The sequence below is a fragment of the Amycolatopsis jejuensis genome, from assembly GCF_000717335.1.
In the GTDB taxonomy this organism is placed as follows: domain Bacteria; phylum Actinomycetota; class Actinomycetes; order Mycobacteriales; family Pseudonocardiaceae; genus Amycolatopsis; species Amycolatopsis jejuensis.
Genome location: NZ_JNYZ01000043.1, coordinates 37,571 through 58,444, shown reverse-complemented (window position 1 = coordinate 58,444; position 20,874 = coordinate 37,571). Strand labels below are relative to the sequence as shown.

19 protein-coding genes and 2 pseudogenes are annotated in these 20,874 nt (G+C 68.2%); 4 read left to right on the top strand and 17 right to left on the bottom strand.

Annotation, left to right across the window (positions count from 1 at the left end; genetic code table 11):
* Positions 1-26: 26 nt before the first annotated feature.
* From OO71_RS40900 to OO71_RS40865, 8 genes and pseudogenes are all read right to left on the bottom strand, one after another.
* Entirely contained in the window at positions 27-854 is an 828-nt protein-coding gene (locus OO71_RS40900) for an ATP-binding protein (RefSeq protein ID WP_033295434.1), read from the bottom strand.
* Positions 851-2,383: an IS21 family transposase gene (gene istA, locus OO71_RS40895; RefSeq protein ID WP_245633944.1), complete on the bottom strand. Its 1,533-nt coding sequence runs from the start codon at positions 2,381-2,383 to the stop codon at positions 851-853. The genes OO71_RS40900 and istA overlap by 4 nt, the downstream gene beginning before the upstream one ends.
* Positions 2,384-2,491: 108 nt before the next feature.
* Positions 2,492-3,088, bottom strand: a pseudogene (locus tag OO71_RS40890) (radical SAM protein); the annotation flags it as partial.
* Positions 3,089-3,612: 524 nt separating this feature from the next.
* On the bottom strand, positions 3,613-4,110 hold the full coding sequence (locus OO71_RS40885) for a tetratricopeptide repeat protein (RefSeq protein WP_084145618.1): 498 nt from the start codon (positions 4,108-4,110) through the stop codon (positions 3,613-3,615).
* A gap of 40 nt (positions 4,111-4,150) precedes the next feature.
* Complete coding sequence (locus OO71_RS40880) at positions 4,151-5,038, bottom strand: hypothetical protein (protein ID WP_156096806.1); 888 nt, start codon at positions 5,036-5,038, stop codon at positions 4,151-4,153.
* Positions 5,039-5,269: 231 nt separating this feature from the next.
* Positions 5,270-5,545, bottom strand: a complete 276-nt coding sequence (locus OO71_RS40875; RefSeq protein ID WP_033295431.1) for a hypothetical protein — start codon at positions 5,543-5,545, stop codon at positions 5,270-5,272.
* A 30-nt stretch (positions 5,546-5,575) separates the two neighbouring features.
* Positions 5,576-6,682, bottom strand: a complete 1,107-nt coding sequence (rlmN, locus tag OO71_RS40870) for a dual-specificity RNA methyltransferase RlmN (RefSeq protein ID WP_033295430.1) — start codon at positions 6,680-6,682, stop codon at positions 5,576-5,578.
* Between the two features lie 24 nt (positions 6,683-6,706).
* A complete protein-coding gene (locus OO71_RS40865) occupies positions 6,707-7,609 on the bottom strand; it encodes a LysR family transcriptional regulator (protein WP_033295429.1) in 903 nt (300 codons plus the stop codon).
* Positions 7,610-7,696: 87 nt separating this feature from the next.
* Here OO71_RS40865 and OO71_RS40860 point away from each other — a divergent pair, with 87 nt between their 5' ends.
* Together OO71_RS40860 and OO71_RS40855 are read left to right on the top strand one after the other, a co-directional pair.
* Positions 7,697-8,959 (top strand): aspartate aminotransferase family protein, encoded by a 1,263-nt coding sequence (locus OO71_RS40860; protein ID WP_033295428.1) that lies wholly within the window; start codon positions 7,697-7,699, stop codon positions 8,957-8,959.
* Positions 8,960-9,072: 113 nt separating this feature from the next.
* On the top strand, positions 9,073-9,291 hold the full coding sequence (locus OO71_RS40855) for a hypothetical protein (RefSeq protein WP_033295427.1): 219 nt from the start codon (positions 9,073-9,075) through the stop codon (positions 9,289-9,291).
* A gap of 45 nt (positions 9,292-9,336) precedes the next feature.
* Here OO71_RS40855 and OO71_RS52720 read toward each other — a convergent pair whose 3' ends face one another.
* Positions 9,337-9,456 carry a hypothetical protein gene (locus tag OO71_RS52720; RefSeq protein WP_245633943.1) on the bottom strand — a complete coding sequence of 40 codons (120 nt, stop codon included), beginning with the start codon at positions 9,454-9,456 and terminating at the stop codon, positions 9,337-9,339.
* Between the two features lie 297 nt (positions 9,457-9,753).
* Positions 9,754-11,406, bottom strand: a complete 1,653-nt coding sequence (locus OO71_RS40845; protein WP_033295425.1) for a glutamate--tRNA ligase — start codon at positions 11,404-11,406, stop codon at positions 9,754-9,756.
* Between the two features lie 170 nt (positions 11,407-11,576).
* Here OO71_RS40845 and OO71_RS40840 point away from each other — a divergent pair, with 170 nt between their 5' ends.
* A complete protein-coding gene (locus tag OO71_RS40840; protein ID WP_211260819.1) occupies positions 11,577-12,251 on the top strand; it encodes a PadR family transcriptional regulator in 675 nt (224 codons plus the stop codon).
* Here the strand turns inward: OO71_RS40840 and OO71_RS40835 are convergent.
* Entirely contained in the window at positions 12,185-13,009 is an 825-nt protein-coding gene (locus OO71_RS40835) for a class I SAM-dependent methyltransferase (RefSeq protein WP_033295423.1), read from the bottom strand. The genes OO71_RS40840 and OO71_RS40835 overlap by 67 nt on opposite strands.
* Positions 13,010-13,119: 110 nt before the next feature.
* Here OO71_RS40835 and OO71_RS40830 point away from each other — a divergent pair, with 110 nt between their 5' ends.
* Positions 13,120-13,962, top strand: a complete 843-nt coding sequence (locus OO71_RS40830) for a VOC family protein (RefSeq protein WP_033295422.1) — start codon at positions 13,120-13,122, stop codon at positions 13,960-13,962.
* Here OO71_RS40830 and OO71_RS40825 read toward each other — a convergent pair.
* The 6 genes and pseudogenes from OO71_RS40825 to rpsB all read right to left on the bottom strand — a co-directional run bounded on the left by OO71_RS40825 (position 13,950) and on the right by rpsB (position 19,878).
* Positions 13,950-15,239, bottom strand: a complete 1,290-nt coding sequence (locus OO71_RS40825) for an MFS transporter (protein ID WP_051792903.1) — start codon at positions 15,237-15,239, stop codon at positions 13,950-13,952. The genes OO71_RS40830 and OO71_RS40825 overlap by 13 nt on opposite strands.
* A gap of 44 nt (positions 15,240-15,283) precedes the next feature.
* A pseudogene (locus tag OO71_RS51810) lies at positions 15,284-16,108 on the bottom strand (phosphatidate cytidylyltransferase); the annotation flags it as partial.
* A 548-nt stretch (positions 16,109-16,656) separates the two neighbouring features.
* Entirely contained in the window at positions 16,657-17,214 is a 558-nt protein-coding gene (gene frr / locus OO71_RS40815; protein WP_033295420.1) for a ribosome recycling factor, read from the bottom strand.
* Between the two features lie 50 nt (positions 17,215-17,264).
* The gene (gene pyrH / locus OO71_RS40810; protein WP_033295419.1) at positions 17,265-18,011 is read right to left on the bottom strand and encodes a UMP kinase; all 747 of its coding nucleotides are present in this window, start codon (positions 18,009-18,011) and stop codon (positions 17,265-17,267) included.
* 97 nt (positions 18,012-18,108) lie between these two features.
* On the bottom strand, positions 18,109-18,924 hold the full coding sequence (gene tsf, locus OO71_RS40805) for a translation elongation factor Ts (protein WP_033295418.1): 816 nt from the start codon (positions 18,922-18,924) through the stop codon (positions 18,109-18,111).
* 87 nt (positions 18,925-19,011) lie between these two features.
* Positions 19,012-19,878: a 30S ribosomal protein S2 gene (rpsB, locus tag OO71_RS40800; protein WP_033295417.1), complete on the bottom strand. Its 867-nt coding sequence runs from the start codon at positions 19,876-19,878 to the stop codon at positions 19,012-19,014.
* Positions 19,879-20,874 lie beyond the last annotated feature (996 nt).

The following is a 20,874-nucleotide window of genomic DNA, read 5'->3' as shown; positions in this document are numbered from 1 at the left end:
GATGGTGGTCCAGTCGGTGGAAATGGTCAACTGCGGGTGTCGCGGTCGCGGTCGGCGAGAGCGGCGATGGTGGGCTTCTGGCGCTGTCGGTAGCTCTCGCCCTCGATGACGAGTTCGAAGGCGGCGGACTGGAACCGGTCGATCGCGGATTGGGCGAGAAGCGGGTCGGCCATCATGGCCAGGATCTCCGGCGGTTCCCGGTTGGAGGTGACGATGGTGGAGGCTTCCCGGTGACGTTCGACGATCAGCTGGTAGAAGTCGTTGGTCTGCACCGCGTCGAGCGGGTGGAGGGCGAGGTCGTCGAGGATGAGCAGTTCGACGCGGTGCAGTTTCCGGATTTCCTCGTCGTAGGTGTGGTCCAGTCGTGCGGCCTTGAGCCGCTTGAACACCTTGTCCGCGCGTTCGGTGTGGACGGAGTACTTGCGCCGGACCGCGGCGTGGCCCAAAGCGTTGGCCAGGAAGGTTTTTCCGACTCCGACCGGTCCCATGATGAGGACGTTGTAGGAGTCGGCGAGGAACCGCAGCGAGGTCAGCTCGGCCCAGAGCTGCCGGTCGTAGGCGACCTTGGTCGACTCGTCCCAGGCATCCAGGTGCATCCCGGGTTCCAGGTGCGCGATCTTCGCGCGCACCTGCGCTGATTGACGGTCGCGGCGGGTGACCTCGTCGGCGAGCAGCATCTCCAGGAAGTCATGATGCGGAAGGTGTTCGCCGCGGGCGAGGGCGAGGCGTTCGGGCAGGGTGTCGAGCAGCCTGCCGAGCTTCAGGCGCCGCAGCAGCGCCTTGAGTTCCGCGGTGACCTCGATGGGCTTGGTGGTCGTGTTCCGGGCCGTGGTGGCGCGGCTGGCGGGGCTCATGAAGGCCTCCTGACGGTGAAGTCCTTGCTGTCACGGACAAAACGGCTGGCGGTGCTGAGCGGAACCGGCGCGGTGACGGGTCGGCCGTCGAGGCCGCGGGTGAGCATGCGGTCGATCAGGCCGACGTTGACCGCCTCGGCCTCCAGCGCCCGGGCGCAGGCGTCGTCGACCGCGTCGGCGCCGTGTCGGCGGACCAAACCGAGCAGCCGATAGACCTGCCGCATTTTGGTCCAGGGCAACGGATGCTCCAGCAGCGCGGCGGCGTAGGCGGCGATGTGATCGCCGTGCGCCGCAGCCCGGCGGTTCAACGCGTCGAGATCGCGCATCGCGTAGGCGGTCACCTCGCTGGGCAGGTCCGCCGGATCGGTGCGCCGCCGGCCCGGTTGCTGATGCGAGTGGACTTTGATCAGCTGGCCGCGCCAGTAGAGCTTGACCGTCGTGCCGTCGGCGCGGGCCAGGATCCGTTGCCCGACAAGGTCACCCGGAACGCTATAGAGAGACCTGGCCACCTCGACATGCCGATCCGGGGCGACTTTCGGCCGCGTGTAGGACGGAATCACGAACCCGTCGGTCGGCAGCGGAAGCAACACCGGGCACTCCTCGGCCTCGAAAACCTCACCCGGCCGTCGCTGCGTGGTGCCGTGGATGCGGGTCCCGGCGACCTCGGCGCACCAGACGACCGCACGCTGACGGCAGTCGTCGATGTCGCGGAAGTCCTCTCCCACAAAGAAATTCGACCGTGCATATTGCACGCACCGTTCAACGCGCGGCTTGTCACGCGGATGCCGGACCCGCGCCGGATCGACCGCGAACCCGCGAGACTGGGCGTACTCGCGGAACGCGTCGTTCAACCGCGGATCGACCGCGTCGGCCTGATCCACGATCGCTTTCATGTTGTCCGGCACCACAACCGCGAACACGCCGCCGAAGAACACCCACGCCGCCTCGAACCCCGCCACCACATCCTCGAGCGTCTGCCGCAGCGTCGGATAGACGAACATGTGCCGCGAGTAGACCGCGGTGAAGATCAACCCCTGAGCGACCCGTTGCCGCGCCGTGGGCGGGTCCGGGACCAGGCCGAGCCGACCGAAATCGACCTGCACTTCCTGGCCTGGCTTGCCATCGGTCACCGGCACCGTCGGCTGACGGCGGCCGAACCCCAGCTCCGCCACCGCGAATCGGTGCAGCGTTCGGTAGGGCACCACGACACCGCGGCGCCCGAGCAGCATGTGGATCTTCGCCAGGGTCAAATCATGCTTCAGCCAGGTCTGGATCTGCTCACGTTGCACGGCGATCGCCTCCCACGAGGCGCCGTTGCCGCGGGGCCGGTCCGGGCGAACCACCGCCACCACCGCCCCGAGAACCTCGTCGGTCAGCTGCCCGTCGCCGCCCTCGCGGGCCACGCCTGCCGCCTGCGCGGCCTGGACGTACCTGCGGACCGTTTTCCGGTCCAACCCGGCAAGCCGGGTCACCTCACGCAGCGAATGGCCCGCCAGCCACAGCCGCAGCACCTCTTTGATCTCGATCACCGAAACCTCCCGATATGCCATCTGACCAGCACAAACGGCAGACGACCGGAGGTCGGGACGCCACACGGACACGTCCGGGTGGTGGTCCCATCAGTGGCAAAACCCTGATCAAGGTGGTCCCATCCTCATGGCAAACCAGCGCTCAGGTGGTCCCATGCTGGTGGCAGACGACACCTGACCACGCGTATCACGCACCGTGCACGCCACCCCACCGGCATTCACCAACCGCACGAACTCCCGCTCCACCGGCTTCGGCGAGGCATCCCACTTGCTGCCCGGAGTCGGATTCAACGGAATCACGTTCACATGCACCAACTGCCCCAGATGCTGCCGCAACCGGCGAGCCAGCAACTCCGCCCGCCACGGCTGATCATTGATATCCCGGATCAACGCATACTCGATCGAGACACGGCGACCGGACGTGTCCGCGTAGTACCGGGCTGCCGAGAGCACCTCATCCACCGACCGCCGCTCGTTCACCGGCACCAAAGTATCGCGCAGCTCGTCGTCCGGCGTGTGCAACGACACCGCCAAACGAACCTGCATCCGCTCGCCCGCCAACTTCCGGATCGCCGGAGCCAACCCCACCGTCGACACCGTCACCGAACGGTGCGAAATGCCAAGCTCAGCAGGAGCCGCATCAACAATACAATGTATCGCCGATATAACGCGACGGAAATTCGCCAGCGGTTTACCCATGCCCACCGTTTTACAACCTTCGAGCGATACGCATCGCGCCGGTTCAACAGCGTGTTCCGCTTCCTCATCCTTCGACATGAGCCCCACGTTTCCTGCGCTTGCGAACCCGGCAGACGATGCTGGCACCACACGCATCCACTAGCTTGGCGTCGACCGACATTGCAAGATCACGACAGCCAGGCCTAGACCGCGCTGGACCAAGCCCAACCTTTCAAGGGGCTCGTATCGCCACCGTGAGCAACCTAGGCGGTCAGGTCTGCAGCCGTGTTGGCCGAGGTTACTCGTCGACCAGTTGTCAGGTTGATGTATCGCAACTGGCCCGTCGGGGACACACTGTCCAGCACGCTGACAGTTCATTGCCCAAACCGATCAGTCGGAGTGGCGATGATCAGCGCCAGAGATCGATTGCCTTCCGATCACCGGGAACGCGGCCAGGACCTGCCCTTGCTTCGGCATCACCGCGCGAGACCCCTGTGCGCCGGTCAGTCTTCTTAGGAAAGTTTGACGCAGATCGGAATCGCGGTCCGGCCTCAGGAAGGCGATGTCCCGATCGCCCCGATGTACCGGCGAAGTGCCCACTCATAGCGCAGCAGCCTCTGGTCGTCGGACACATCCAGGAGATGGTTCGCCAACTCCGCGACACCGGCGGCCGCGTTCCCCAGGTCGACCAGAGTCAGCGCCGTGAACACGACAGCGGCGCCATCCAGGCGGTGTTCCTGCCGCACGGCCCGAAGCACGGCGAGCGCCTCGTTGTACCGGCCCAGGTTCCGCAGCGTGCTGGCATACTGCACCCTCCCGCCGCGACGATCGTCATCCGGCAGCGCTGACCAGTCACACCGCTCGTACTCCTCCGCCGCACCGGCCTCCAAGCCGGAGTAGTCCAGCGCGCAAGCGAGCGCGTACTGGGTCCGCGGGTCCTCCGGGTGTTCGGAACGGAGAGCCTGGAAGTACTCGAGCGTCACCGGGTAGTCATCGCGCCGAGCGGACGTCCAGCCGTCCTTGATCGCCAGTGCTACAAGATCGGGCAAAGTGGACTCCCGCCGCTTTCGTTGTCACCAATCGCCGAGTTCACCGGTCGTCGCCAAGATCCAGCAGTGCGACGGATCTGTTCCAGCGTAACCAGGAGTCGCGGTTCTCGTTGGCATCTCGCTCCAGGTCCAGTCGCTCCGCGACACGCGCGTCCGCGGCCGAATCATCCGGTTTCCGGCTCGAGTCGCCAGGCCAGAGGGCGGATCGGTACCTCGAATACGACCGTGATCGGAGAACCCGATCTTCCAGGACCCGTTCCACTTGCCGCCGATATGACGCGGCTGCGGCGGCGGGACTGTTGCGGGATATTTCTTCGATCAGCACGCCGGATTCCCACGCCGCAAGGGAAGCCCCTTGCCCAAGCTGGGGATCGGTCACCGCGAGTGAGTCGCCGACGCGAACGAGATAGTCAGGATCCGTCGAGGTGTCTACCAGCACATTCCTGGCGCCGCTATGGGTGGACAGGTCGGAAAGGGGGATCGATGTGCCCGGCCGACACCACTCGGCTATGCCGGGAATCTTCGAGAGAATCCGGTCGAAGTCAGCTGTGCCAGCGATCCGAAACGGGGCTTTTTCGCTGATCATGCGAGCGATGACCAGCACGAAATCGCTCGTTCCCTGCCGCAAGACCTGTCCCGACCACCCGCGGAACGAGCGACTGGTTCCGTAGCCGTATTCCAAGCTGGTGGGAGAAGGTCCGGTCAACGTGTAGAACCGGGAGGTGTAGATCAGGTCGCACGATTCGTCCATGTGCTTGGAGGAACCTCTCGAACTCGCACCGCCGCGTGCATCGACGACCAAGTCCGCGGTGTAGGAGGCGTTGTCGGTGGTGATCTCGGCTCCGGGCCCGGCCAGCGGGTGGACACCGGTCACCCGCTCGCGGCGGATCGTGAGTCCGGCATCCGCCCAAGCTGTGGCGGCCAGCACGGAATCGACGTTCGTGCGACGGCAGAAGAGGTACACAAGTTCGTCTTCGTTCCCGGCGGATGGCTGCGTGAGCAGGCATGCCGGTGGCGTGACCCGGTACTCGAACGCCCCTACGGCAACACGTCCAACGACTGGCTCTTCCGAAGCTCGATACCGGGCAAGACGATCCCGCTACGCGCTCGTGTCGAGAAACTCTTAGCTTGTTCGGAGGCAGGCAGCTGATCGAAGTGGTCAGCGGGCAAGCCAGGGAGCGAGCAGCTTCTCCAGGTCAGCATCCGACAGCGCCCGCGGGCCGCCATGGAACTCATGCCACCGCGATGCATCCCGTGCTGCCGTGTACTCCACCTCGAACGCCCGCATCAGCACATACATGAACGTCACCGTGCTGAACCGCTCACCCAGCAGTGCACGCGCCTCGCGAGCCACCTCGGTCGCACCACGGCCGCACACATCCGCGAGCCGCAGCTCCTCCCCAGCCGGCTCCAACAGGCTGGGGGCATACATCACGACAAACACTCCACCATCGAAACGAACAACTCAGCCTTCAGCCGCCAGCTGGCCACACGCCGCGGCGATTTCCTGACCACGCGTATCACGCACCGTGCACGCCACCCCACCGGCATTCACCAACCGCACGAACTCCCGCTCCACCGGCTTCGGCGACGCATCCCACTTCGAACCCGGCGTCGGATTCAACGGAATCACATTCACATGCACCAACTGGCCCAGATGCTGCCGCAACCGGCGAGCCAGCAACTCCGCCCGCCACGGCTGATCGTTGATGTCCCGGATCAACGCATACTCGATCGAAACCCGCCGACCCGACGTATCCGCGTAATACCGCGCAGCGGACAACACCTCATCCACCGACCACCGCTCATTGACCGGCACCAACGTATCCCGCAGCTCGTCATCCGGCGTATGCAACGAAACCGCAAGCCGCACCTGCATCCGCTCATCCGCCAACCGACGAATCGCCGGAGCCAAACCCACCGTCGACACCGTCACCGAACGCTGCCCAATACCGAGACCACCAGGGACCGGATCAGTGATCCGCCGCACCGCCGCCACCACCCGCTTGTAGTTCGCCAGCGGTTCGCCCATGCCCATGAACACGATGTTCGACAGCCGACCCGGGCCGCCTGGCATGGCGCCGTCGCGCATCACCGCGGCTGCCGAGCGGACCTGGTCCACGATCTCCGCTGTCGACAGGTTGCGGTCGAGGCCGCCCTGGCCCGTTGCGCAGAACGGGCACGCCATGCCGCAACCAGCCTGGCTCGAGATGCACAGCGTGGCGCGATCCGGGTACCGCATCAGGACGCTTTCCAGCAGCGTCCCGTCGTGCGCGCGCCACAGCGTCTTGCGCGTGGCACCGGCGTCCGCGGCCAGCGCGCGTACCTCGGTGAGCAGCGGCGGCATCAGGTCGGCCACCAGACGCTCGCGCGAGGCGGCCGGGATGTCGGTCATCTCCGCCGGGTCGACGGTGAGCCGCGAGAAGTAGTGGTTCGACAACTGCTTGGCGCGGAAGGCTTTCTCCCCCAGCGCGACGACCGCCTCGGCCCGCTCGGCCACGGTGAGGTCGGCGAGATGGCGCGGCGGCAGGCCGCGCTTGGGCGCGTCGAAAACAAGAGGGAGGACAGTCATGACCGATCAAGTGTCCCACACGCGTCAGCCGAGGTGCAGCTCCACCCCGGCCGGGACCGCGGGCGGCTGCCGCAGCGCGTCGAGGACCGCGTTCACCGCAGCTCGCCGCGGCGAAGCCCGCCGGGTGACCGCCACGATCGTGCGGGTGACCGGCGTCGCCAGTGGACGCGTCGCGACCCGGTACCGCTGATCCACCGCCAGCCCCGGCAGCAACGCGATCGACAACCCGGCCTCGACGTGCTGCAACGTCATCAAGTAGTTGCTGAACCGGCACACCACACGCGGCTCGAAACCGGACTCCCGGCACAGCCGCAACGTCAGATGCGCCATGTACGACGGCGGGACGTCCAGCGCCCACGGCTCGGCGGCGTAGTCCGCGAGCACTGCCGGGCCGCGCGGGCCGCCGGGTGCGGTCACCAGCACGATCGGGTCGGTCGCCAGCCGGACGATGTCGAGGTCCGGACCGAGCGGCAGGTCCGAGAAATCGGTGGTGGTGATGACGACGTCGCTGTCACCGGCCCGCAGGGCAGGCACGCTGTCGTGCGGTTCCCGTTCCACCAGTTCGGTTTCCAGCCGCGGGAAGGTGGCCGCGAGCCGGGTGACCGCCGGGACGACGAACGTGTGGATCGCGCTCTGGAATGCGCCGATCCGCACGAGCCCGGCCGGTTCGTCGCCGCGCAGTTCGGCCTCGATCGCGTCGAGGTGATCGAGGATCGCGCGGGCCTGGCGCGCCAGTTTCTGCCCGGCGGGCGTGAGCCGGACCCGCCGTCCCGTGCGTTCGAGCAGCCGGGTGCGCGTTTCCGTCTCGAGCACCGCGAGCTGATGCGACACGGTGGACGCGCTGAGGTTCACGTCCTTGGCGACCGCGCGGACCGTGCCCAGCACGTCGAGCCGGCTCAGCAGCCGCAACCGCCACGGGTTCAGCATGCCCCCATCGTTGTGCGACAGCATCGAACAAGCAAGCGCAAACTGTGAGATGGACACGGCGCTCGGACCGGATCTACCGTCGCAGGCATGGCCACCGACACCTTCTGGTCCGACGTCGACCGCCACCTCGTGCGCTACGCCGGTCCGGGCTCGTTCACCGGCGAAATCATCGACCGCGCCGAAGGCAGCTTCGTGTACACCGAGGACGGCCGCCGCATCCTCGATTTCACGTCCGGCCAGATGAGCGCGATCCTCGGGCACGGGCATCCGGAAATCGTCGCGACCGTCCGGCAGCAGACCGCGAAGCTCGACCACCTCTTCAGCGGCATGCTCAGCCGTCCGGTCGTCGACCTCGCCCGGCGCCTCGCCGAAACGCTGCCGGACCCCCTGGAGAAGGCACTGCTGCTCACCACCGGCGCCGAGTCCAACGAGGCCGCGATCCGGATGGCCAAGCTGGTCACCGGCAAGCACGAGATCGTGTCATTCGCGCGTTCGTGGCACGGCATGACGCAGGCCGCGGCGAATGCCACGTACAGCGCGGGCCGCAAGGGGTACGGCCCGGCCGCGCCCGGCAACTTCGCCATTCCGGTGCCGAGCGGGCCGGAGTGGCAGCACCAGCTGGACCTCGCCTTCGACCTCATCGACGCGCAATCCGTCGGCAGCCTCGCCGCGTGCATCGTGGAACCGATCCTCAGCTCCGGCGGCATTCTCGTGCCGCCGCCGGGATATTTCGTGGCCCTGCAACGGAAATGCCGGGAACGCGGCATGCTGCTGATCCTCGACGAGGCGCAGACCGGCTTGTGCCGCACCGGAACCTGGTACGCCTTCGAACACGAGGGCGTGGTCCCCGACATCCTGACCCTGTCCAAGACCCTCGGCGCCGGTCTGCCCCTGGCGGCCGTGCTGACCAGCGCGGAGATCGAGCAGGAGGCCCACGAACGCGGGTTCCTGTTCTTCACCACGCACGTGTCGGACCCGCTCCCGGCCGCCGTCGGCAACACCGTACTGGACATCCTGACCCGCGACCGCCTCGACGAACGCGCCCGTCAGCTCGGCAGCCTGCTGCACACCGGGCTTACGCAAATCGCACACCGGCACGACGTCGTCGGCGAAATCCGCGGCCGCGGCCTGCTCGCCGGACTGGAACTGGCCGGCGGCCCGGACACCGACAAACTCGGCGCGCGGGTGACGCAACGCTGCCTGGAACTGGGGTTGCACATGAACATCGTGCAGCTGCCCGGCATGGGCGGCGTGTTCCGGATCGCGCCGCCGCTCACCGCCACGGAACACGAAATCGCCCTCGGATTGTCCATTTTGGACGAAGCAATCGGCGACGTCGCCCGCGCGTGATCTTGGTGAGGGATAACCCCCCGAGGCACGGACACCGGCCCGCCGCGCCGTGCCCGCCCCCGCCGATGCGTCAGTGTGAGATGCGCAACTGGCGATCGAACAAGAGGGGCACCATGAAAAAGCTCGTGACAACGGCATTTCTGGCGTTGGGGATCCTCGCAGCCACCGCGACGAACGCTTCAGCGGCGAACTGGTACTACACCGGGCACTACTACGGCTCCGAAGGCGCCTGCCACCAGGGATGGATCGACATCCACGGCGGCGGAGGCGCGGCGCAACCGCACCAGTGCCGGAACCACAACGGATCGTGGGAGCTCTGGGAGTACCGGTGATCGTCCGGGGCCTGCGTGCGCGATGACGCGGGCCCCGCACTCCGGTCAGTGCACCAGATTGTCCAAGCGCCGCACCGTTTCCTCCGCGCCCAGTGCCTGCGTGATCGCGTGCAGGTCCGGGCTGCGGGTGGAACCGGTGATCGCGATGCGAATGAACGGAACCACTCCTACGCTACGTTTCGCGTCATTCACCGATTTCCGGGTCGTTCAGGAGTTCATGCGGATTCGCAAGTTCGCCGCATCGGCACTGGCCGTCGCTGGTCCGGGACTGGCTCTGGCCGTTCCGGCCGGCGTGGCCACTGCCATTGCCACGCCCGGTGCAGCATCGAGCCACACAGTCCTCGCTGACGGCGTCGACCCGACCCAGCCACCCGGAGGTGGCGGCGAAACCGCCCTGCAGTACCGGTGTCGGCACCGGCCACTGACCAGCAGGTCCCGGTACGGCGCGCGGCCCCGTCTGCCTCAGCCCACCAGATTGTCCAAGCGCCGCACCGTTTCCTCCGCACCCAGTGCCTCCGTGATCGCGTGCAGGTCCGGGCTGCGGGTGGAGCCGGTGATCGCGATGCGGATGATCTGTGACGCCTCGCGGATCGAACCCGGGTACGCCTCCGGGTCCTTCTTGTATTCCTTGGCATTACGGGCAAATCCGTGCTTCGCGGCGACGTCGCGGATCTGCTGGAACCATTCCTGGCCGTCGTCGAGCTGCCGGTACGCCGACACGAAATCCGACGCCACCGCGCGCACGACTTCCGACGGCACGCCGAGCGCTGCGATCCGCTCGTCCTCCGGGCCGGTCACCGGCTGGTGCAGCTGCGGGAAGAAGAACCCGTAGACCGCACGGAAATCGCTCCACTTCTTGAGGTCCTTACGCGGGTTCTCCGCGCCGTCGCGTTCCACCGCCAGCGCACGCAGCGCAAGCTCCCGCGAAGATTCCAGGACCTCCTGCAGCGCCGGGTCGAACCGCTGTGCCCACTCCAGCACCAGGTCGAGGATTTCCGTGCCGGACAGCGTCGCGACGTGGTCCGCGGAGAGGTCGTCCAGCTTCACCAGGTCCACGAGCGGACCCGCGACCCCGCATTCGTCGAGGTTGATCGGCGCGTCGAGGGCTTCGGGGAGCGGCATTTCGGCGAGCCGCCCGTTCGCGAGGCCGCGCAGGTAGTACAGCACCGCGGGCACCGGATAGCCGGACTCGAGGTAGAAGTCGACCGACGCCTCCGGGTCCTTGCGCTTCGACAGCTTCCGCTTGCTGCCGCCCTCCTGCTTCATCAGCGGCGCGATGTGCGCGTACTCGATCGGCTCGAACCCGAGCGCACCGAAGAGCTGCTGGTGCACCGGAACCGACGAGATCCACTCGTCGCCGCGGATGACGAGGTTCACCCGCATCAGGTGGTCGTCGACCGCGTGCGCGAAGTGGTACGTGGGCAGCCGCGGGCTCTGCTCGGAGCTCTTGAGGATGACGACGTCGTTGCGGTTGGCCTCGGCCTCGATCGTGCCGCGGATCGCGTCGGTGAAGCGCACACGCGCGCCGGTGTCGTCGGGCGCACGGAACCGGACCACCCACGGCTCACCGGCGTCGAGCTTCGCCTGTACGTCGGCCGGGTCAGCGTCACGCCACAGCGCCCAGGAGCCGTAGTACCCAGTGGGCAGCTTCGTCGCCTGCTGTCGCGCAGTGATCGACGCCAGCTCGTCCTTCGTCGCGAAGTCGATGTACGCGCGGCCTTCGCGCAACAGGTGCCGTACGTACGTCAGGTAGATCTGCTCGCGCTCGGACTGCCTATACGGGCCGTAGTCGCCACCGCGCAGCGAATCCTCGTCCGCCTTCAGCCCGAAGTAGGCGAAGCCGCGTTCGAACTGCTCCAGTGCACCTTCGACCTCGCGCGACTGGTCAGTGTCCTCGACGCGTACCAGGTACCGGCCACCAGAGCGGCGCGCGACGTCCTGGTCGATCGTCGCCACGTAGATGCCGCCGATGTGCACGAAGCCGGTCGGCGACGGGCCGAACCGCGTCACCTTCGCGCCGTCGGGCAGCTGCCGCTCCGGGTAGCGCTGTTCCCAGTGCTCCGGTTCGGGCAGATCCGTGGGGAACAGGGCGTCGATGACCGCACGGTCCAGCATCGGGGGTCAGGTCTCCCAGGTCGTCGGGGGTTTCGGCGTGTGGGACGAGTATCGCCGACTGCCGTCTTCGCCGGTCGGCCAGGTCCCCGCGCTGACCCGGCAGGTTGCGAACCGACCGTTTCCGATATATCGTGAACGTGTCGCAACAGTTCGAGAAAGGAACAGAGATCATGAACCGACGACAACATCCCTTCCCCGGTGGCCACCCCTTCCCCGGTCACCACGAGCACGGCGAAGCCGGACAGCGCGGACGATCCGCGTTCGGTCCGTGGGGCCGTGAGTTCGGCGAGTTCTTCGGCCCGGGCGGTCCCGGCCGGGGACGGCGTGGCCACGGTCCGGGCGGACACCGCGGACCCGGTCCCCGTCGCGGCAGGCGCGGCGACGTGCGGGCGGCGATCCTCGCCTTGCTGGTGGAGCAGCCGCGGCACGGCTACGAGATCATCCGCGAGATCGGCGAGCGCAGCGGCGGGTTCTGGAAGCCCAGCCCCGGCTCGATCTACCCGACCCTGCAGATGCTGGCCGACGAAGGCCTGGTCGTGAGCCGCGACGAGAACGGCAAGAAGCTGTTCGAGCTCACCGACGAGGGCCGCGCGGCAGCCGAGCAGCAGACCGGCACGCCGCCGTGGGAGCACTTCGCCGACGACGTCGACCCGGTCGAGCACGACCTGCGCAAGGCAGGCGCCACGCTCGCCGCAGCGGTCGTGCAGGTGATGCGCGCCGGCAGTGCGAGCCAGCAGGCCCGCACGGTGGACGTGCTCAACGAGGCACGGCGGTCGCTCTACTCGATCCTCGGCGAGGTCGACGAACCCGAAGAGTCCGAAGAGTCGGGTGAGGCGGCCGAGTGACCGGGCAGGACGAGGCCGGTGGGCTTGACGCGGCAATGCACGCGGTAGCCCACCGGCAGCGTCACCTCGCCCGATTCCGGGTTCAGCCGGCGCGTGTCGGCAATCGCCTGCCGGGCCACCTTCGCGCTGAACTCGATCTTCAGCACTGATTCCGCCGCGGCGAAGTCCGCGAAGCGCCAGCGCGTGCGCACCCGGCGGCAGCCGAATCCTTGCGCGGCGAAAAACCGTTCCACCGCGGGCGGGTCGTAATGCGGCAGGTCTGCGCGCATCCACCCGCCGTACGGCTCGCTGGTCACGTCGAGGTCCACGATCACGATCGACCCGCCGGGCCGCAGCACCCGCTCCGCCTCCCGCAACCCGGGTTCGCAACCGGGGCCGAAGAAGTACGCAGTGCGCGCGTGCACGACGTCGACGCTGGCGTCGTCCACCGGCAGCAGCTGCGCGCGGCCGAGGCGAATCCGCACGTTCCCCAGATCCCGCACCCGCCGCTCGGCATCGCGCGCGAGCGGCGGGTGCGGTTCGATCCCGAGCACCGAACGTGCGTCACGAGCGAAAACCGGCAAGTGGTATCCGTCACCGCAGCCGATGTCGAGGACGTCGCGACCGGTCCAGCCACACTCCTCGCGCAGCACCCGCCAGATCTCGCCGTCGGTGTCCTGCGCGCGGTTCTCGACGTCGTAAACCTGCTGGTGGTACCAGATGTTCGGGCTCGGAACGACCTCGTCGGACCGGTCCGGGCCGCGGGAGAACCAGCGCACGGGTACCTCACTTGCTCCGGGCCGGCAACACCTCGCGCCGGATTCTCCCGCTCAGAGGGTAGAACCTCGCTTCTGCGCATAGACTTCTCCCTCATCGGGAGGAGGGCAGTATGTCGATCAGCGGCGCGGGTACCCGCGTGATCCCGGCAGGTCTGCCGTGCTGGATCGAGGTCGCCTGCCACGACGAAACCCGGGCGCAGGACTTCTACGCAGGCCTTTTCGGCTGGCAGTACGAGGTCCGGCGCGACCCGGCGACCCCGAACGGCCGGTACTGGATCGCGGCGCACGACGGCGTTCCCGCGGGTGGTCTGTACCAAGCGGGGGCAAGAAGTGTGCCCGGGTGGACCTTGCACATTGCGGTACCGCACACGGCGAGTGCCGCCGAATGGGTGGAACACCTCGGTGGCCAGGTGACCCTGGGACCGGTCGCGATCCCCGAACGCGGCAGCATCCTGCACGCGCTCGACGCGTGCGGCGCGCCGGTGGTGTTCTGGGAGGCCCCGCCGGACTGGCAGTTCGCGGGCGGCGTACCCGGCACGTTCAGCGGCGCCGACCTCAACACGCACGACGGCGTGGCCGCGGATCACTTCTATACCAAGCTGTTCAACTACTCGAGCCGCCAGGTCGGCGACGGCGAGAGCGTCGATTACACCGAATATTCCATCGACCACACGCCGGTCCTGTACCGGTACGTGATGGGTCCGGAATACCGCCGCGACACTCCCCCGCACTGGCTCGTGTACTTCGAGGTCGACCCTGCGCGCGGCGCGGACGCCACCGCGGGACAGGCGCTGATGCTCGGCGGCTCGGTGGTGATCGAGCCGTACGACACCCCGTACGGCCGCACCGCCATCCTCGCCGATCCCGACGGCGCGGTGTTCGCGGTGATCGACCACTCGCGGGTACTCGAGGGTGTCGGCCGCGCCGAGGTCGACGACCCTTACGACGACTGAGGTCCGGTCGCGGCGGTCAGTGCCGCGATCCCGGCGTACCCGGCGGCGACGAGCCACATCGCAGCACCCGGCAGCAGCCCGCCGACGAGCGCCACCCCCACCGCGCCGCCGGTCTGCCGCGCTGCGTTCAGTACCCCGGCGGCGAGACCTGCCTTGCCGGGCAAGGCATTCATGGCCAGCGACGTCATCGCGGGCATGGCGAGGGCACAGCACCCGAACACGAGCGAACACGTGATCAGCAGCGCCAGTGACCGGTCCAGCAGCGCGAACCCCGCCGCACCCGCCAGCCCGGCCACCGCACCGGCGACGATCGGCAGGCGCGGCCCGAACCGCCCGGTGAGCCGTCCGCTGAAGAACGCGGCGATCCCGATCGCCGCGGTGAGCGGTACCAGCGCGAGCCCGGCCGCGAGTGCGCCGAATCCCCAAACCCGTTGCAGGTAAAGGGAAAGGCAGAAGAGGGTGCCGTAGATGCAGAAGTTGAACAACGCGCCGATCCCGGTCGCCACGGCGAACTTGCGGATCCGCAGCACGCCGGGCGGCAGCACCGGGTCGCGGACCACCCGCTGGACGACACCGAAGGCGACGGCCGCCACGATGCCGCCGCCGAGCAGGAAGACGCCGGCCCGGTGCCCGGCTTCGATGCATCCGGCGACGATCCCGGCGAGCGCCGCGGTCCCGAGGATCTGACCGGCAGCGTCGAACCGGGTACGCGGACGCGGCGGCGTTTCGGCGACGTACCGCCGGGTCAGCACGAGAGCGAGGATCCCGACCGGCACGTTCACCGCGAACACCAGCCGCCAGTCGGCGAGCCCGACCGCGAGCCCGCCGAGAAGTGGTCCGGCCGCGAGCCCGATCCCGCTCGTACCACCCCACACCCCGAGTGCGCGCGCACGTTCACCGGGCTCGGGAAACTGGTGCGCGATCAAGGCGAGCGACGACGGCAGCAACGCCGCCGCCCCGGCCCCCTGCACCGCCCGCGCGGCGATCAGCCAGGCGAGCGATCCGGCGAGCGCACACGCGAGCGAGGCAAGGACGAACACGGAAACCCCGACCACGAACACCCGTCGCGAACCCCACCGATCCCCCGCCGCACCCCAGGTGAGCAGGAACGCAGCGAGCGTAACGGTGTACGCGTCGATGACCCATTGGCTCGCCGCCGTGGACGTTTCGCCGAAGCCGGCGCCGATCGCGGGCAACGCGAGGTTCACGATGGTCGCGTCGACGAGGATCATGCCGAACCCGATGCAGACGGCGACGAGCGCGGGGTTGCGGATCATGTCCCCGAGTCAACCGTGGGGAACCTTCGGCGCGGACCGAAGCGTCAGGCCGGAACGAACGCCGACAGCAGCAGCCAGGACACGACGGCCGACGGCAGCAGCGAGTCGAGGCGGTCCATCATGCCGCCGTGGCCGGGCAGCATGGTGCCCATGTCCTTGATGCCGAGGTCCCGCTTGATGAGCGACTCGACGAGGTCGCCGAGCGTGGCAGTGAGCACGATGGCCGCGCCGAACAGGACGCCTTGCCACGCTTGGCCGTGCAGCATGAGGCTGACCGTGAGCGCCCCCGCGACGATCCCGGCGACCATCGACCCGGCAAAGCCCTCCCAGGACTTCTTCGGGCTGATCGTGGGCGCCATCGGGTGCTTGCCGCCGAGCACCCCGGCGATGTACCCACCGGTATCGGACGCGACGACGGCAATGAGGAACGTGAGCACCCGCCCGACGCCGTCCTCGGGTGGCACGAGCATGGCCGCGAACGCCCCGAACAACGGCAAATACGCGGCGGCGAACACCGAAGTGGCGGTGTCCCGCAGGTAGCCTTTGGCCCCGCCGGGCAACCGCCAGAGCAGACAGGCAAGCACGGTGAGCCCGAACGCGGTGAGCGCGCCTTCCCGCCCGAACGGCCAGGCCAGCCAGATCATCGCCTGCCCGCCGACGAGCACCGGCACGAGCGCAATCCGGGTATCCGCGACGCGCTTGAGTACGCCCGCGAATTCGAAAGTCCCGACGGCAATCGCGGCGGCGATCACCCCGATGAAGAGGAAACGCACGGTGAGCAGGGAGACGATGATCGCCGCCCCGAGCACTAACCCGACCCCGATGGCAGCAGGAAGATCCCGCCCTGCGCGGGAGGTTTTCTTTTCGGGTTGAGTCTGCGCCGCAGCGTCTTTGGCGGGGTGAGCCGCAGCATCCTTCGCCGAGCGACCCGCAGCGTCTTTCGCCGAGCGACCCGCACCGTCCTTCGCCGAACGACCCGCAGCATCCTTCGCCGAGCGACCCGCCGCGTCTACCCCAGGGTCAGCCTTGGCATCTTTGCCCACCCCGGCAGCGGATTTCGCATTCCTACCCGTACCAGCCGCGAATTTCGGCTTCTGTCCAGCCTGCACAGCGGATTCCGCACTCGGACCTGATCCGGCCCCGGCCGTCGACCCCGGCGTCTCCTCGAACTCGCGAGCCGCGGATTCCGCCGTCTTCCCCAACTCGGCAGCAGATTCCGCCGCCGAACTCCCCAGTCCCTCCGAATCCCGGAGCGAAGAACGCCCAGCCGGTCCCCCCGGCAAAGGCAGCTCGGCATCCGCAGCCCGCGGCTCATCCGCCGCTGGGTCCGGCCGCGATCCCCGGTCCGGCGCCCCGGCCGGTTCCGGTGGCGGGGTGGGTCCCACCCGCTCCTCGCGTTCCTCGCTCACCTGGCTCATCAGACCTCGAGCAGCTCGGCTTCCTTGTGTTTCACCAGCTCGTCGACCTGGTGCACGTAGGTGTCGGTGAGGTTCTGCAGCTCCTTCTCGGCGCGCACGACCTCATCCTCCCCCGCCTCGCCGTCCTTCGCGATCCGGTCCAGCTCTTCCTTCGCCTTGCGGCGGACGCTGCGGATCGACACGCGGGCGTCCTCGCCCTTGCTCTTCGCGACCTTCACCATCTCCTTGCGCCGCTCCTCGGTGAGCTGCGGGATGACGATGCGGATCACGTTGCCGTCGTTGCTCGGGTTCACGCCGAGGTCCGACTCGCGGATCGCCTTCTCGATGGCGACGAGCTGGGTCTGGTCGTACGGCTTGATGAGCGCCATCCGCGCCTCGGGCACGTTGACGCTCGCCAGCTGGTTCAGCGGGGTCGGCGCACCGTAGTACTCGACGACGATGCGGGAGAACATCGACGGGTTGGCCCGTCCGGTCCGCACCGACGTGAGGTCTTCCTTCGCGACGGACACCGCTTTTTCCATCTTCTCCTCGGCATCGAGGAGGGTCTCGTCGATCACGGCTACTCCCGGTGTTTGTGATTGTCGAACCTGTGCTGATCCCAGCAGGTCTAGGCGGTCACCCCGGCGGCGGGGGTGGAGACCAGCGTGCCGATCCTCTCACCACCCACCGCACGGGCGATGTTCCCCTCGGTGAGCAGGTTGAACACGATGATGGGCATGTTGTTGTCCATGCAGAGGCTGAACGCGGTCGCGTCGGCGACCTTGAGGCCGCGCTCGAGCACCTCGCGGTGGCTGATCTCGGTGAACATCTTCGCGTCCGGGTCGGTCTTCGGGTCCGCGGTGTAGACGCCGTCCACGGCCTTCGCCATCAGCACGGCTTCACAGCCCAGCTCAAGCGCGCGCTGCGCGGCGGCGGTGTCGGTGGAGAAGTACGGCATGCCGACCCCGGCGCCGAAGATCACCACGCGGCCCTTCTCGAGGTGCCGTTCGGCGCGGCGCGGGATGTAGGGCTCGGCGACCTGGCCCATGGTGATCGCGGTCTGCACACGCGTGGGCAGGCCTTCCTTCTCCAGGAAGTCCTGCAGGGCAAGGCAGTTCATGACGGTGCCGAGCATCGCCATGTAGTCGGCGCGGTCGCGGTCCATGCCCCGCTGCGACAGCTCCGCGCCGCGGAAATAGTTGCCGCCGCCGATCACCACCGCCACCTGGACTCCGGTGCGCGCGACCGCGGCGATCTGCTGGGCCACCGAGTGCACGACGTCGGGATCGACCCCGATCGAGCCGCCACCGAACATTTCGCCGCCCAGCTTCAGCAGTACGCGGCGATAGCCACCCTCGACCCGGTCGTCACCCATCAGTGTCGCCTCCTGCCCCTCGGTAGACCCGACTGTGCCCCGTCCCCGGATCCACGGAGACGGGGCACAGTGCCAGAACCTAGTCCCAGTGCCTCGCTCAGGCCTGGCCGACCTCGAACCGGGCGAACCGGGTCAGGGTCACGCCCGCCTCGTCGAGCAGGGCCTTGACGGTTTTCTTGTTGTCCTTCACCGACGGCTGCTCGAGCAGCACGTTGTCCTTGTAGTACGCGTTGACCTTGCCCTCGATGATCTTCGGCAGCGCCTGCTCCGGCTTGCCTTCCTCGCGGGCGGTCTGCTCGGCGATGCGGCGCTCGTTCTCGACGAGGTCGGCGGGCACCTCGTCGCGGGTCAGGTACTTCGCGCGCAGCGCGGCGACCTGCATGGCGGCACCGCGAGCGGCAGCGACGTCGCCGCCGGTGTACTCGACGAGCACGCCCACCGCGGGCGGCAGGTCCGAGCCGCGGCGGTGCAGGTAGGTGGCGGTCTGGCCCTCGAAGGACACGACGCGGCGCAGCTCGAGCTTCTCGCCGATGCGGGCCGACAGCTCCTGCACGGCCTCGTTGACCTGCTTGCCACCGAGGTCGGCGGCCTTGAGCGCCTCGACGTCGCTGCTCTTGAGCGTCTTCGCGGCCTCGACGATCTTGGCCGCGAGCTGCTGGAACTCGTCGTTCTTGGCGACGAAGTCGGTCTCCGAGTCGAGCTCGATCATGACGCCGCCGTCGCCGGCCACGAGGCCCTCGGCGGTGGCGCGCTCGGCGCGCTTGCCGACGTCCTTGGCACCCTTGATGCGCAGGAACTCGACGGCCTTCTCGAAGTCGCCGTCGTTCTCCTCGAGAGCCTTCTTGCAGTCCATCATGCCGGCGCCGGTCATCTCGCGCAGGCGCTTCACGTCAGCGGCGGTGTAGTTCGCCATCGTGTTGAATCCGTCCGTTTCAGGTACGTGGTGGTGCGGTGAGCGGTGCTCCGGGCGGCCCTGCGCGGACCGCCCGGGCACGGTGGATCAGGAGTTGGCCGGAGCCTGAGCCTGCTCGCCTGCCGCGTCCGCGGTGGCCGCAGCCGCCTCGGTCGCGTCGGCGGTGGCGTTCTCCGAGCCCGCGAGGAGCTCCTTCTCCCACTCGGCCAGCGGCTCGTCCGACGCGCCGGTCTCCGGCTTGGCGTCGGCCGACGCACCATTGCGGCCGGAACGGGCCATCAGCCCGGCCGCGGCAGCCTCGGCGACGACCTTGGTGAGCAGGGCGGCGGAGCGGATCGCGTCGTCGTTGCCCGGAATCGGGTAGTCGACCTCGTCCGGGTCGCAGTTGGTGTCGAGGATCGCGACGACCGGGATGTTGAGCTTGCGAGCCTCGCCGACGGCGATGTGCTCCTTCTTCGTGTCGACGATCCACACCGCGCTCGGCACCTTCGCCATGTCGCGGATACCGCCGAGGGTCTTCTCCAGCTTGTCCTTCTCACGGGTGAGCGTGAGGATCTCGCGCTTGGTGAGGCCGGTGAAGCCACCGGTCTGCTCCTGCGCCTCGAGCTCCTTCAGGCGGAGAAGGCGCTTGTGCACGGTCTGGAAGTTGGTGAGCATGCCGCCGAGCCAGCGCTGGTTCACGTAGGGCATGCCCACGCGCGCGGCCTCGTTGGCGATCGCTTCCTGCGCCTGCTTCTTCGTGCCGACGAACATGATGGTGCCGCCGTGCGCGACAGTTTCCTTGATGAACTCGAACGCACGGTCGATGTACGTCAGCGTCTGCTGCAGGTCGATGATGTAGATGCCATTGCGCTCGGTGAAGATGTAGCGCTTCATCTTCGGGTTCCACCGGCGGGTCTGGTGCCCGAAGTGCACGCCGCTGTCGAGCAGCTGCTTCATGGTGACGACGGCCATTGCCGGAATCACACCTTCTCTGTAGTCACGCGCTCCCGCGGCCCGTTCCGGCCCCGGAGGCGCTGTTCCGGTTCGTCGCTCGCGGCCGGGTGACCGCTCGCCCTGGTGCCGTGACCAGCGCCCGGACCCATGGGTTTCACTGCCGAAACCCCAGGGACCGCCGGACACCGTGCGCCCCACCGTCCGGACCCGGCCTTGCGGCGGACCGTCCGGGGAACGCGCGCACGTGCACGCGAAGTCAGCCCAGCGAGTGGACTGCGGGAATGATTCTACCCCCTGCCACCAGGCCCGCCCCTGCGGGCAGCCTTCGGTGACCCCGGGGTTGTCCACAACTCCGCCCGCCTGTGGACAACCCGGCCCGACGGCCCGGCCGACCATCGCCGATCCCCGACGATGGACGACGTGACCACTACCCGATCTTTCCTCCCGGCCCGCAAGCCGGGTTCCCCGCCGGACGCACCCGGCTCGGCCGCTGGGCCCGGTGACGAGGTTTCGCCGATTTCCGAGCCGGGCGCGTTCGGCCCGGACGCCGTTGCGGGCCTGGGTGCGGCGCTTGTTGCGGCGCATGTTGCGCCAGGTGAGCCTGCTTCGAGCACTGCGGATGAGGTGCTCGCTGGCCCCCCGGCTGACCTCAGCGCGAGCTCTGCGGACGGCGCGCCAACCGCGTGCGCCGGCGTAGCTCCGGGACCCAGCTTGGGCACGCCAGAGTCTCCCTCGGGCGCCGCAACCAGCACCGGTTCGGCCACCCACACCAGCACGCCACCACAACCCACCTCGGGCACCGTGACCAGCACAGGCTCGACCACCCACGCCAGCACGCCACCACAACCCACCTCGGGCACGGCAACCAGCCCGTCCAGCACCCACTCCGGTGCACCGCAGCCCATCTTGGGCATCGCGACCAGCGGCTCAGGTGCCGGTTCGACCACCGCACCCCTGTCCGACGAACTCCTCCCAGCAGTCAAACCTGTCACGACCAACGCCGGACCACCCGCA